11 protein-coding genes are annotated in these 12,667 nt (G+C 67.7%); 10 read left to right on the forward strand and 1 reads right to left on the reverse strand.

Annotation, left to right across the window (positions count from 1 at the left end):
- The first annotated feature begins 118 nt into the window (after positions 1 to 118).
- From ACWPXV_RS11540 to ACWPXV_RS11585, 10 genes are read left to right on the forward strand one after another with little or no spacing between them, the layout of a single operon-like run.
- A complete protein-coding gene (locus ACWPXV_RS11540) occupies positions 119 to 1,234 on the forward strand; it encodes a polysaccharide biosynthesis protein (RefSeq protein ID WP_454085364.1) in 1,116 nt (371 codons plus the stop codon).
- Positions 1,231 to 2,514: a glycosyltransferase family 4 protein gene (locus tag ACWPXV_RS11545; protein ID WP_454085365.1), complete on the forward strand. Its 1,284-nt coding sequence runs from the start codon at positions 1,231 to 1,233 to the stop codon at positions 2,512 to 2,514. Before ACWPXV_RS11540 ends, ACWPXV_RS11545 begins: the two co-directional genes overlap by 4 nt.
- Positions 2,511 to 3,602: a polysaccharide biosynthesis protein gene (locus tag ACWPXV_RS11550; protein WP_454085366.1), complete on the forward strand. Its 1,092-nt coding sequence runs from the start codon at positions 2,511 to 2,513 to the stop codon at positions 3,600 to 3,602. Before ACWPXV_RS11545 ends, ACWPXV_RS11550 begins: the two co-directional genes overlap by 4 nt.
- A complete protein-coding gene (locus ACWPXV_RS11555; RefSeq protein WP_454085367.1) occupies positions 3,602 to 4,687 on the forward strand; it encodes a polysaccharide biosynthesis C-terminal domain-containing protein in 1,086 nt (361 codons plus the stop codon). Before ACWPXV_RS11550 ends, ACWPXV_RS11555 begins: the two co-directional genes overlap by 1 nt.
- Positions 4,687 to 5,817 (forward strand): non-hydrolyzing UDP-N-acetylglucosamine 2-epimerase, encoded by a 1,131-nt coding sequence (gene wecB / locus ACWPXV_RS11560; RefSeq protein ID WP_454085368.1) that lies wholly within the window; start codon positions 4,687 to 4,689, stop codon positions 5,815 to 5,817. The genes ACWPXV_RS11555 and wecB overlap by 1 nt, the downstream gene beginning before the upstream one ends.
- On the forward strand, positions 5,818 to 7,197 hold the full coding sequence (locus tag ACWPXV_RS11565) for a lipopolysaccharide biosynthesis protein (RefSeq protein WP_454085369.1): 1,380 nt from the start codon (positions 5,818 to 5,820) through the stop codon (positions 7,195 to 7,197).
- Complete coding sequence (locus tag ACWPXV_RS11570) at positions 7,190 to 8,296, forward strand: glycosyltransferase family 4 protein (RefSeq protein ID WP_454085370.1); 1,107 nt, start codon at positions 7,190 to 7,192, stop codon at positions 8,294 to 8,296. The genes ACWPXV_RS11565 and ACWPXV_RS11570 overlap by 8 nt, the downstream gene beginning before the upstream one ends.
- Positions 8,293 to 9,492 carry a hypothetical protein gene (locus ACWPXV_RS11575; RefSeq protein WP_454085371.1) on the forward strand — a complete coding sequence of 400 codons (1,200 nt, stop codon included), beginning with the start codon at positions 8,293 to 8,295 and terminating at the stop codon, positions 9,490 to 9,492. The genes ACWPXV_RS11570 and ACWPXV_RS11575 overlap by 4 nt, the downstream gene beginning before the upstream one ends.
- Entirely contained in the window at positions 9,489 to 10,694 is a 1,206-nt protein-coding gene (locus ACWPXV_RS11580; RefSeq protein WP_454085372.1) for a glycosyltransferase family 4 protein, read from the forward strand. Before ACWPXV_RS11575 ends, ACWPXV_RS11580 begins: the two co-directional genes overlap by 4 nt.
- 49 nt (positions 10,695 to 10,743) lie before the next feature.
- Positions 10,744 to 12,186, forward strand: coding sequence for a polysaccharide biosynthesis tyrosine autokinase (locus tag ACWPXV_RS11585; protein WP_454085373.1), 1,443 nt, complete (start codon positions 10,744 to 10,746; stop codon positions 12,184 to 12,186).
- Here the strand turns inward: ACWPXV_RS11585 and ACWPXV_RS11590 are convergent.
- Positions 12,177 to 12,662, reverse strand: coding sequence for an acyltransferase (locus ACWPXV_RS11590; RefSeq protein WP_454085374.1), 486 nt, complete (start codon positions 12,660 to 12,662; stop codon positions 12,177 to 12,179). The two genes, ACWPXV_RS11585 and ACWPXV_RS11590, sit on opposite strands and share 10 nt — an antisense overlap.
- Positions 12,663 to 12,667: the final 5 nt, after the last annotated feature.

Consider the following 12,667-nt stretch of genomic DNA (forward strand, 5'->3'; position numbering starts at 1 on the left):
CGGCGTTGTGCGCGCCCGGTCCGCGAGCGCGCCGAAATCCGACTTTATGCTGCGACCGTCGACAGAGACGTCCTCGTCTCTATCACACGATCACACACCTGACCGAAGGAGGTTCGCCGTGGCCAGCACGACCTCGAACCCTCCCGGCCTCGCCGGCCTCCGCTCCTCCGCAGCGGTTCTCGACGAGGCGATGGTCCGTGAGGCCACGCAGCTGGACGTGCTCGGGCGCAGGCCGCTCGACCACGACATCGCCGGGCTGTCGGACTACCTCACGGGGCGGCGCGTCCTCATCACCGGCGCGGGCGGCTCGATCGGCTCCGAGCTGGCGCGCCAGGTGCACCGCTTCGCTCCGGCCGAGCTCGTCCTCCTCGATCGCGACGAGTCGGCCCTGCACGGGGTACAGCTCTCGCTCTACGGGTCGGCGCTGCTCGACACCCCGGACATCGTCCTCACGTGCATTCGCGACAGGGAGGCGCTTCGCGAGGTCTTCCAGCGGCACATGCCAGAGATCGTCTTCCACGCTGCCGCGCTCAAGCACCTCCCCCTGCTGGAGCAGTATCCCGCCGAGGGCTGGAAGACGAACGTGGTCGGAACCCACAATCTCCTCGTGCTCTCGGCCGAGTGCGGCGTCGAGAAGTTCGTCAACATCTCGACCGACAAGGCCGCGAACCCCACGAGTGTCCTCGGGCAGACGAAGCAGGTAGCCGAGCAGCTCGCGGCCTGGTACGGGGAGAACGCCGACGGGACGTACCTGTCGGTGCGCTTCGGGAACGTGCTCGACTCACGCGGCTCGGTGCTCCACACCTTCCGCGGCCAGATCGCGCGCGGTGGCCCTGTCACCGTGACCCACCCCGACGTCACCCGGTACCTCATGACCATCCCCGAGGCCTGCGAGCTCGTCCTTCACGCAGGAGCTGTGGGTAGTGACGGGGAGGTCCTGGTGCTCGACATGGGCCAGCCGGTGCGGATTCTCGACGTCGCACGCCAGCTCATCGCACGGTCTGGGCAGGGCGTCGAAGTGGTGTTCACCGGGCTGCGCCCCAACGAGAAGCTCCACGAGGAGCTGTTCAGCGCCGGTGAGGTGGCGGTCCGTGGCCGTCACCCTCTCATCTCCCACGTCACGGTGCCGCCGTTGGCGCCAGAGCAGCTCGGCGAGCTGCACGACGGCTCCTCCCAGCACCACCCCCGGCCGCACCGTCGCGAGCCGGTCCTCCACATGGAAGAACGCCGATGACCACCAGATCTGCAGACCTCTCACCAGGGCTCACTGGCCGTGCCAAACCCTCGAGTGCGACCCGGACCACGTGCCTCTTCGTCACCCAGTGGTATCCGCCGGAACCCGCTGTTGTGGCAGAACGCATCACTCAGGCTCTCCGTGACTCCAGCTTCGATGTCTCCGTCCTGACCGGGATGCCGCACTACCCTGCGGGGCGCGTCTTCAGCGGCTACCGGGCCGGTCGGCCGGTACGTGAGCACCTGGACGGCATCTCCGTGTCCCGAACCCCCGAGTATCCGAGCCACTCCTCGTCGGTGGTCGCCCGGATGGCCACGTACCTGAGCTGGGCCGTCTCGTCGACGCTCCTGGGTCAGCGAGCCCTGCGGTCCGCGGACGTCGCACTCGTCTACTCCTCCCCCGCCACGTCCGGGCTGCCTGCCCTCGTGGGCAAGTTGCTTCACCGGACTCCCTACGTCCTTGTGATCCAGGACCTCTGGCCAGACTCGGTCTTCGCCGCGGGCTTCGGCACACCGCTCGTCGCACGCGCCAGAGGAGCGCTCGACCTCATGTGCCGGGTGCTCTACCGGCATGCGGCGCACATCTGCGTGATCTCGCCCGGTATGGTCGACGTCCTTGTCTCCCGCGGCGTGCCGCGCGAGAAGCTCACGCTCGTCTACAACTGGCGTGACGATCCCCAGCCCGCGCCCCCGCACACCATCCGCCGGACCGGCCCCGTCCGGGTGCTCTACGCCGGCAACCACGGCCGGGCCCAGGGCCTGGAAGCCCTTGTCCGCGCTGCGGCCGCCTCCCCGACGATCGATCTCACGCTCATCGGGGACGGGGTGGACAAGCCCCGCCTCATACAGGTCGCAAAGGAGACCGGCGCCTCGAACGTCTACTTCCGTGAGCGGCTGGACAGGGAAGAGTTCGAGGCGTTACAGGGGGAGTTCGACGTCCAGGTCGCATCCCTCGGCGCGGACCCACTCTTCTCGTACACGATGCCGAGCAAGGTCCAGGGCATCCTCGCCGCCGGTATGCCACTGCTCGCGATCGCCTCCGGGGACGTCGCCCGTGCTGCCGACGCCTCGGGGGCTGGTTGGACAGCCGATCCTGACGACGTCGATTCCATCCGGCGTGCGCTCGGTCGGATCGGTGCGACGACTTCCTCCGAGCTCGAGTCGCGGGGCCACAAGGCACGCCGGTACTACGACCAGCACATGGGTCGCGAGGACAACCTCTCGCGCCTCCGTGCGATCCTCGAAACCGCGAGCAGCCGTCCGCAGGGAGCGCGGCGATGAACGGGCTCAGCGGTGCCACCGTCGTGATCACCGGTGGGACGGGTTCCTTCGGCTCTACGATGGTCCGTGACCTCCTCGGCAAGGACGTGGCTGCCGTCCACGTCCTCAGCCGCGACGAGGCGAAGCAGGACGACATGCGTCGCCGCTTCGACGATCCCCGGTTGCGGCTCTTCCTCGGTGATGTCCGTGACTCGCAGAGCGTCGAACGTGCGATGACCGGTGCTGACTTCGTGTTCCACGCGGCAGCTCTCAAGCAGGTCCCCTCGTGCGAGTTCTTCCCCGAGCAGGCGGTCAAGACCAACGTCCAGGGCAGCTACAACGTCATCGAGGCGGCCTCGCGTGCCGGCGCCCGCTCGGTCGTCTGCCTCAGCACCGACAAGGCCGTGTACCCGGTCAACGCGATGGGCATGTCGAAGGCGCTCATGGAGAAGACCGCTCAGGCCTTCGCCCGGAACAACCCGAAGTCCCGGACCGTCGTCTCGGTCACCCGGTACGGCAACGTCATGTACTCGAGAGGGTCGGTCATCCCGCTGTTCGCCAAGCAGGCCCAGGAGGGGCGCGCCCTGAGCGTCACGGAGCCGCGGATGACTCGCTTCCTCATGTCGCTCGACCAGTCGGTAGACCTTGTCAACCATGCCTTCCTCCACGCGGAGCCCGGGGACCTCTTCGTCCGAAAGGCTCCGGCCAGCACTGTGGAGACTCTCGCCCGTGCAGTCGCCGCGATCCTGGGCAACGACAACCCTGCCATCGACGTCCTCGGCACCCGCCACGGCGAGAAGCTCCACGAGACGCTCCTCACCCGTGAGGAGATCGTCTCCGCACAGGACCAGGGCGACTACTTCCGAGTTCCGCTCGACGGCCGCGGGCTGAACTACGCGGCGTACGTGGAGCAGGGTGAGCACCAGACGGCCTGCCTGGACGACTACACCTCGGAGAACACCGACCGGCTGTCACTCGCCCGAACCATCGACCTCCTTCTGACGCTCCCGGAGATGCGAAAGTTGCTGCCGGTCCCAGGAGTTCCGCCGCTCTACGAGCCGCAGGCGCGTCCGACGGTGCGGCAGCGCACGGCGAAGGTGCTTGCTTGATGCGGATCGTCGTGACCGGAGCCGACGGCTTTCTCGGCTGGCACACCCGTGCACGCCTGCGTGCCCTCACCACGCACACGGTCGTCCCGATCTCTCGGCCGACCTGGCTCCAGCTCACAGAGGCGATCAACGAGGCTGACGCCGTCCTCCACCTCGCGGGCGTCAACCGAGGCGCGGGCCGGGAGGTGGAGGACGGCAACGTCAGCCTCGCCGATGACGTCGCCGCCGCCGTCAGGCTGAGCCGTCGTCGCCCGGTCGTCGTGTTCGCGAACTCGGTGAGAGCAGGCGAGGACACCTCCTACGGTGCGGGCAAACGCGAAGCAGCCACGAGACTTGCCCGTGCGGCGGCCGACGCAGGATCGCGCTTCGTCGACGTCGCGCTCCCGAATCTCTTCGGGGAGCACGGACGGGCGGGATACAACTCCTTCGTCGCCACCTTCGTCGCGGCGGTCACCCGTGGGGAGACTCCCGAGATCAGCGACCGGGAGATCGAGCTCCTGCACGCGCAGGCCGCTGCGCAGGTCCTCATCGACGCCATGACCGGAACCTCGCACGAGGTTCGACCACGAGGGACGCGGACAACCGTCGGCAATGTCCTCAGCACGTTGCAGGGCCAGCACGCCCACTACCGCACGGGTGAGATCCCCCCGCTCGCGAACCGGCTCGAGACCGACCTATTCAACACCCTGCGCGCGGCGATGGTTCGTGAGCACCTGCCGATCCCGCTGCTCCGGCACACGGACGCACGTGGCGCCCTGGTCGAGACGGCTCGTGTCCACGGTGGGGCGGGGCAGACCTTCGTCTCGACAACTCGCCCCGGCGTGACGCGCGGGCAGCATCTCCACCTGCGCAAGGTGGAGCGTTTCGTCGTCGTCTCCGGCCGCGCGCGGATCTCGCTCCGTAAGGTACTCAGTGACAAGACGAGGCACTTCGACGTCACAGGTGAGGAGCCCGTGGCCGTCGACATGCCGACGCTCTGGGCCCACAGCATCACGAACACCGGGGACAACGAGTTGACCACGATCTTCTGGGCCAACGAGCTCTTCGATCCTGAGGACACCGACACCTTTCCCGAGGACGTGTAATGGCGGGCCGCCTCAAGATCATGACGGTCGTAGGAACGAGGCCGGAGATCATCCGCCTGTCGCGGATCATCGCCGCCTTCGAGGCACACGCCGACCACGTCCTCGTCCACACCGGACAGAACTACGACTACACCCTCAACGAGATCTTCTTCGACGACCTCGGTCTGCGAGCTCCCGACCACGTTCTCGACGCCGACACCTCCTCGCTCGGCGCGGTGCTGGGTGACGTCCTTCGAGGCACGGAGCGCGTCCTCCTCGAGGAGCGCCCTGACGCCATGGTCGTTCTCGGCGACACGAACAGCTGCATCTCCGCGTTGATGGCACGCCGCCTTAAGATCCCGGTCTACCACCTCGAGGCCGGCAATCGGTCCTTCGACCCCAACGTGCCCGAAGAGATCAACCGTCATGTTGTCGACCACGTGGCCGATTACAACCTTGTGTACACCGAGCACTCACGCCGCAACCTCCTGGGCGAGGGCCTGCATCCGTCCCGGGTCGTTCTCATGGGCTCACCGATGCGAGAGGTACTCGAGCACTACGCGCCCCAGGAGGCGGAGAGCGACGTCCTCGCACGCCTCGGTCTGTATCCGGACGGGTACGTGGTCGCGAGCGCTCACCGCGAGGAGAACGTCGACACGGAGGAACGGCTCAGGGGCGTGCTCGACTCCCTCGCCGCCGTCGCGCGGGAGTTCAACGTCCCCGTCCTGGTCTCGACGCACCCGCGGACGCGGAAGCGGATCGAGGCGCACCGGCTCGACATCGCTGAGAACATCCGGCTCCACGAGCCCCTCGGCTTTCACGACTACGTAGCGCTCCAGCGCCACGCATTGTGCGTTATCTCCGACTCCGGCACGATCTCCGAGGAGTCAGCCATCATCGGCTTCCCGGCCGTGACCATCCGCGACGCCATCGAGCGTCCTGAGGCCTTCGACACGGGCACAATCGTCGCCACCGGTCTCGTCCCAGCCGACGTCGTCGACGCCGTCCGCCTGGTTCTCGACCAGTTCGCCACCCATGGGCCTGCGACTGTACCCGCCGAGTACGAGATCACCGACAGTTCCCGCCGGGTAATCAACTTCATCCGCTCGACCGTCGCTACGCATCACGAACGTGCGGGGATTCGACGCTAGATGGACACTGGGGCGGCAGGGGTAGACGGGAGAACGGCGAGGCGGACGGGAACTGCGCTGGCATCAGCAGCAGCCGTCACAACCGCGCGGCTGGCTTCGCTTGTCGCCGCGGCTGTCCAACTCCCTATTCTTACCCGACTGCTGGAGCCTGAAGACTACGGAAAGCTCGCGGTGGCTATCGCTGTCGCTACGTACTTCAGCGTCTGCACCGAGGTGCACGTCCTTCCGTTCCAACGATTCCCGGGCACGGCGGAAAATCGCACAAACTATGGGTACGCCGCCAGACGCACATATGGCACGGTCATCGCAATCGCCATAATGCTCCTAGCCATCAGCTACCCACTCGGAGGGGACTGGCAGTACGCGCTCGCGATAGCGGGCTGGGGTTTCGGTGTGGCGGCGAGTCGGTTCGTTGCCACCGCCTGGCTGGGCTGGATGAAGCCGTGGTCCTACGCCGGCGCGATAGCTGTGAGCACAACAGTGCGCACGACTGTACTCATCACCCTGATCACCACCACAGGCAACGCCGACACATCCATGGCGATCGCCGGGCTCACGTGCGGCGTCGCAGCCCTCCTCGCTGGCCCGCGCCTTGGCGCCCTGGGGCGTGCCGGTCACGGTAGGCCCTGGCGGCTGACTTTCGGCGTACAGCTCGCTCTCACCTCGGCCGCAATCACACTGATGGGGAATGCGGTGCTCGTCATGCTGCCTCTAGCGGAGGCCCCCGAAGCCGTCGGGCGCTTCGCTGCGATGGCTCAGTTCGCGGCGCTCACGAGTGGTTCCGCCCTAGGGCTCCTCACGACTGTGGCATACCCGCGTCTACGCCAAGCTTGGGACGTCGGACGACACGAGGATGTCTATACAGCGATGTCAAACACGGCCCTCCTCATCATCGCGACTACTGCCGGGGTCCTCGCCGTAGCGAGCACAGGCGACCACCGGCTGGTACGGCTCGCTGTCGCCGAGAACCTGCGTGACCTTTCACTCCTGCCTGCCGTAACCATTGCCACGGCGATTGCGGCGCTGGCCATCACGGCGAGCTGGGAGCACCAGTTCCGGCTAGAAGTTCGCTCACTCTCGCGCAGGACCCTACTCGCCGTCCTCGCCGGTACCGCACTCGTCGCCATTCTGGTCTTCCAGCTCGGCCTCCCTGGCGCTGCCTTTGGAGTGGTTGCGATGCCGAGCATCCACGTCTTGTTTGTGGCTTCCGGGACCTATCGCCCCTTTCGACGATTGGCATTGACCACCGGGCTGGCGACGGCTGCGCTTCTCGCTCTGCTCACCAACCCCTCTCCCACCGTCGTCACTATTGTCAGCGCGGCGGTGGCCTCGCTGGTGGGCGCCGTGCTGCTGAGGAGGCTCCGTGCGCGACATGTATGACGTGACGTTCTGGCAGAACTCGCCCTCGATCCACCAAGCGCCGCTCATGGCCGCCCTCGCCGCCGACGGCCTACGAGTGCGGGTCGTGGTGCCCAGCGCGGACAACGCCGCACGTCGGGCCATGGGCTGGCATCGGCCGGACTACGGCGCCGCCACGCTTTGCATCGCCGACGACCTCGGCACCATCCGGGAACTTGCCGAGTCGGCACGGCCGGACCGTGCCCACGTCTTCACCGGCCTCGGGTCCAACCGGGCCGTGAGCACGGCCTTCCGCACCCTCGCCGCAGGGACTCACAGGCATCTCTCGGTCATGACCGAGTCTTGGGACCCCCGCGGAGCCCGTGAGCTGCTCCGCCGCGCGCGCTACACGGCCCGGGTGCTGGGCAGCCGCCGGCACATCGACAGCGTCCTCGCCATCGGCAAGCTGGCCGCCGCCCAGTTCGCCTCGGCGGGCATCCCCGCCGCCCGTATCGCACAGTTCATCTACTCAGTGTCGGACGCGGAGCTTCCGGCGGTGCGGGACGCCGCTGCGATTCCCGAGGTCATATTCGTTGGGACCCTCAGTCCACGCAAGGACCCGCTGCTCCTCGTCGAGGCCGTGGCCTCCCTCCGGGACGTCCGCCTCACCGTGGTGGGTTCCGGGCCGCTCCGCGACGACGTCCGGCACGCAGTGTCACACCACGGGCTGGAGAGCCGCGTGCGCGTTTGCGAGAGCCACGAGAACGCCGCCGTCCGTGCCTTGATTGCCCGGTCCGACCTTCTCGTCCTTCCGAGCCGGTACGACGGGTGGGGCGCGGTTACGAACGAGGCGCTCATGGTGGGAACCCCGGCGGTCGTGAGTGACCGCTCCGGCTCGTCGCTGCTCGTCGCCCACTCGAACCGGGGTCGCGTGTTCCGTACGGGAGATGTGGGGTCACTCGCGAGCGCGATAAGTGACGAGCTGGCTGACGGTCCCCCTCCCACCGAGCGGCGCCAGCAGATCCGGCAGTGGTCACAGGAACGCATCTCGCCGAAAGCCGTGTCGCCGTACCTTCACCAACTGCTCCTAGAAGACGTGCACACCGCCCCTCCATGGCTCGCGGAGCAGGAGGCTCGATGAGCATCTTCGTCCCCGCGGTCGCGATTGCGGCGGTACTGGTCTGGGCTGCGCTGCTGCTCAATCATCCGCAGACCCGAGTTCCCCTATTGTGCGGCACGGGATTCTTCCTGGTTGTGTCCTCGGCCGGTGTCCTCACCGTCCCCGTTGCCGGTGTGGCCGCACGCCCAGCCGGCGTCGCACTGATCGCGCTCGCCGCACTCACATCTCCGGTGCCCCGGCCAGCCGGGGCACCGGCCCTCGCCGGGCGGTGGGCCCTGGCACTGTGTGCTCCGTTGGCCACGTACGTCGTCCTGACGACGGCACCGAACGGACAGTGGAACCAGCTCGCGCTATATCTCGTCGCCCTGTGCCTGCCTGCCGTCCTCGTGGTTTCGACGGGCAGTCATCTCACCGTCACCGATCTGCGCAGGGGGCTGGCCGTCGGGCTGGCGGGTAGCGTCGCCGGCTCGCTCGCGGTCGCCGTCGTGCGCCCCGACCTGGGGATCGAGGGCGGCCGGCTGCGTGGGTTGCTCGAGAATGCGAACGGCCTCGGATTCCTCGCCTTTCTCCTGGGAGGTCTCGCCATCCTCGTCCCGACTCGCTGGTCTCGACTGTCCCTCGTTTTGTCCGCCGTCGCGCTCATGTGGTCGGCGAGCCGGGCGAGTGCACTTGCGCTCGTGACCATTGGGCTGCTCGAGCTGCTGAGGCGGCGCCGGTACGGGCTTGTGGCATCGCTGGCAGTCGCGCTCGTGCTCGGTGTGGTGGTCGTGACCCGACTCGATGTCCCGATGGGCCCCCTCGAGGGCTTGCTCCGCACGACGGACTCCCGCTCGAGCTCTCTCGCCACCGCACTGGCCGATTCCCGTACAAGTCCGCTGTGGGGTGTCGGCCTCAACAGCGAGTCCTCGATCATCGCCTCCTCGCCGCTCCGGGCGCTGAGCAACGGAGGGGCTCTCGGTCTGCTCTGCGTCGCTCTGCAGGCTGTTCTGGTCCTCAGGGCGAGCCTCGTGTCGGGCCGCGCGACGGTATTCGCCGCAGCGGGCCTGTTCCACAGCCTGTTCGAGGGCTGGCTCCTCTCCCCGTCCAGCCCTTTCCTCCTTGTGTTCGCTGGAGCCTGGATCTTGGTCGCCAGGTGGGCACCCGCGGCGTCCGACGGAAACTTGGCCACCGATGTCGACTCCTGGCGTCCCACCTTGACGGGGCGGTGGGCCTTGTGAGGATCGGTGTCCTCGCACCTGGCTACCCGCCCGCCTACCTCGGGGGTGGGCCGATCCGGACAATGCACGCTCTCGCACGTATCACTGCTGACAGGCACGAGGTCCTCGTCCTGACGAGCAACCGCGACCTCGGCGAAGCAACCCGGCTCGACGTCCCGTCCGACCAGTGGCTCCACCGCGACGCTGTGGAGGTGTACTACGCCTCGGCCGATCGTGCCGGCAGGTACTGGTCGGCCCTGAGGGAGCTGAGACGCCGTCGGCCCGACATCATCTACCTCAACTCGTACTTCAGCCCGCGCTTCTCGCTCCTCCCGAGGCTGCTCCACCGGCTGCACTGGTGGGGGGCGGCGGCACTCATCCTCGCGCCCCGGGGCGAGCTAAGCGCCGGCGCCCTCGGGATCAAGTCGGCGAAGAAGCGGGCGCTCATGGCAGTGGCACGTCTCATCGGGCTGGACGACGCCACGGTCTGGCATGCGTCGAGCGAGCGGGAGGCGGCCGACATCCAGGGGACGATTCCCGGGGCTCCCGCCGTCCTCGTCCGCCCCAACGAGACCGATCTTCCCCCAAAAGCGGCTCCTCCTAGGGACACTGCTCGCACGATCCCGCGCTTCGTCTTCGTCTCCCGACTCGTGCCGATGAAAGGCCTCGACGTCGCGCTGCGAGCGCTCGCCAAGGTCAGCGAAGCGCTCGAGCTGGACGTGTTCGGTGCTGAGGAGGACCTTCAGCACGTCACCCTCTGCCGCAGGCTCGCCCAGCAGCTGCCGGCGCACGTCCGCGTGACGTTCCGCGGCCCGCTTGCGCCGGAGGCCGTCCGATCAACCATCGGCGCATACGATGCGCTTGTCCTTCCCACCCGCGGGGAGAACTTCGGGCACGTCATTGCGGAAGCATTGTCCGCTTCCTGTCCTGTGCTGACATCCGATGCGACGCCGTGGACGGACGTGCTCGCCGGGGGCGGTGGGGTCGTCGTCTCGCCCTCGACCGTCGAGTGCTGGACGCGGGCCGTCGACGACTACGCACGGCGAGTGCGCGCAGAATCCAGGTCACTACGAAGTGCTGCGAGCGTCGCTTACGAGTCGTGGCGGGCACGGCAGGACGGCCCCACCATCTTCGACCTGTACGACGACCACCGCCGCTTGGCGGGTGGTCAAGACCTCGCTGGCACGGAAAGTGCACGACAACACGGGACAGAAGGGGAATAGGGCTGTGGTTGGATTCCCCGACGGGCGATCAGGAAGAACTGGGGCTGGAATGTTACTAGGCGACTACTTCAACGCACTACGCGGCCGATGGCTCACCGTCGTGGTCGTTATGGTCATGACCGTTGCGGGTGCGGCTGGCGTGACGCTGCTCTCGACCCCGCAGTACACGGCGACGACGAGCACCTTTTTTGCGGTGCAGGGCGGGGAGTCGGTCACCGACCTCGCCCAAGGGTCAACCTTCACGGAGAAGCAGATGGCGTCCTACGCCCGCATCGCCAGCTCGCCCCTTGTGCTCGACCCGGTCGCCGAGATGTTCGGCGGTGCCGATGTGGAGGCACGGGACCTCGCCGAGGCCCTCACGGTCACGGTCGCCGAGGACACCACCATTCTCGTCGTCTCTGCCAGTGACCCGGACCCGGTGCGCGCCCGCGACCTTGCCAATGCCGTAGCCGACCAGCTCACCGCGTCCGTCGGTGGGCTCTCGCCCGAGCGTCCCGACGGGACGGAGTCGGTCCGCGCAACGATATTCGAGGAAGCGGAGGTCCCCGAGAACGCTTCCTCCCCCAAGCTGCTCGAGAATCTCGCAATCGGCCTCGTGTTGGGACTCGTGCTCGGCGTAGGCCTCGCCCTCCTCCGGGAGATGCTCGACACGAAGGTTCGTTCCGAAGCCGACGTCGCCGCGGTCACCGACGCGACGCGGCTGGCCACCGTGCCGGTCGCGGAGTCGGAGGCGGACCATCCAGTCTTCATGCATGACGCCCCCATGAGCCCCCGCGCAGAGGCGATTCGGCGGCTGCGGACCAACCTGCAGTTCGTGAACTTGGGCGGTCGTAGCCGATCCATCGTCGTCACCTCGTCCATCGCCGGAGAAGGCAAGACGACGACGTCGATCAACCTGGCGGTGTCCCTCGCCGACGCCGGCTCACGCGTCGTTCTCGTCGACACCGACCTGCGCCTTCCTAGCGTCGCCGACTACCTCGGCTTCGAGGGCGCTGTCGGCCTCACCACCGTGCTCATCAACCGCGCCGAGGTGGCGGACGCCGTGCAGCCCTGGGGCGATACACGCCTCGACATCCTGCCCTCTGGAGGCATCCCTCCGAACCCGAGCGAGCTGCTCGGCTCTGATGCGATGGCCCGCCTGCTGACGGATCTCGCCGCGACGTATGACGTCGTCATTCTCGACAGCCCTCCGCTGCTCCCGGTAACAGATGCCGCGATCCTCAGCCGGATGGCCGATGGCACCATCGTCGTCGCCAGCGCTGACGGTCTGCACAAGCAGCAGCTCCGCGCATCACTCGACGCTCTTGAGACGGTGGAGGCACACGTCCTCGGCGTCGTACTCAACAAGGTCCAGCGCAAGGAGCGCGACCGGTACTCCTACGAGTACCGCAGCGGCGGCGCCACCGGACACGGCGCGACGCGAAACGGCCGATCCGGGCGTCGGGCGGCACCGGCGGCCGTGTGGAACCGCCGCCAACGCGCTCAGAAGTGACGTACGACCGCGGCAGGCACACCAGCGATGAGCACGTCGTCGGGGAACTCTCCCCGCACCACCGCCCCAGCCGCGACTACGCACCCGGCACCTACGACGGTGCCGGCGAGGAAAAGAGCACGGGCACCGACCCAAGTCCCTTCCCCGATACTGATCGGAGCAGAGTCCCCGGGACCGGCCCGCCGTTCGTGGCCGCCGATAGTGTGCGTACCGGCAACGAGCATGACCCCCGGACCGACGTCGCAGCGGGCACCTATCGTCACTTTGGCTATCGACGTCGAAATGACCTGCGCACCCGCGCCGAGCCACGTTCGCTCGCCGATCGACACGTTCGGATAGTGGATCCGGACGGTGCCGTTGACCTCGGCGGTGCCGGCGACGTCCACCCCCGCGGCACGATAGGCCGCTCGCCGTAAACCGAACCACCGGGTTTGCGGGGTTACCGCTGATAAGAGGTTGGCCAGCCAGAGGATCACGCCTG

The organism is Georgenia sp. Marseille-Q6866 (assembly GCF_965111665.1).

Bases quoted from the DNA above. Each gene is read 5' to 3' on its own strand.
- ACWPXV_RS11550 (WP_454085366.1), top strand. From the start codon at position 2,511: ATGAACGGGCTCAGCGGTGCCACCGTCGTGATCACCGGTGGGACGGGT.
- ACWPXV_RS11545 (WP_454085365.1), top strand. From the start codon at position 1,231: ATGACCACCAGATCTGCAGACCTCTCACCAGGGCTCACTGGCCGTGCC.
- ACWPXV_RS11575 (WP_454085371.1), top strand. From the start codon at position 8,293: ATGAGCATCTTCGTCCCCGCGGTCGCGATTGCGGCGGTACTGGTCTGG.
- ACWPXV_RS11570 (WP_454085370.1), top strand. From the start codon at position 7,190: ATGTATGACGTGACGTTCTGGCAGAACTCGCCCTCGATCCACCAAGCG.
- wecB (WP_454085368.1), top strand. From the start codon at position 4,687: ATGGCGGGCCGCCTCAAGATCATGACGGTCGTAGGAACGAGGCCGGAG.
- ACWPXV_RS11585 (WP_454085373.1), top strand. From the start codon at position 10,744: ATGTTACTAGGCGACTACTTCAACGCACTACGCGGCCGATGGCTCACC.
- ACWPXV_RS11555 (WP_454085367.1), top strand. From the start codon at position 3,602: ATGCGGATCGTCGTGACCGGAGCCGACGGCTTTCTCGGCTGGCACACC.
- ACWPXV_RS11565 (WP_454085369.1), top strand. From the start codon at position 5,818: ATGGACACTGGGGCGGCAGGGGTAGACGGGAGAACGGCGAGGCGGACG.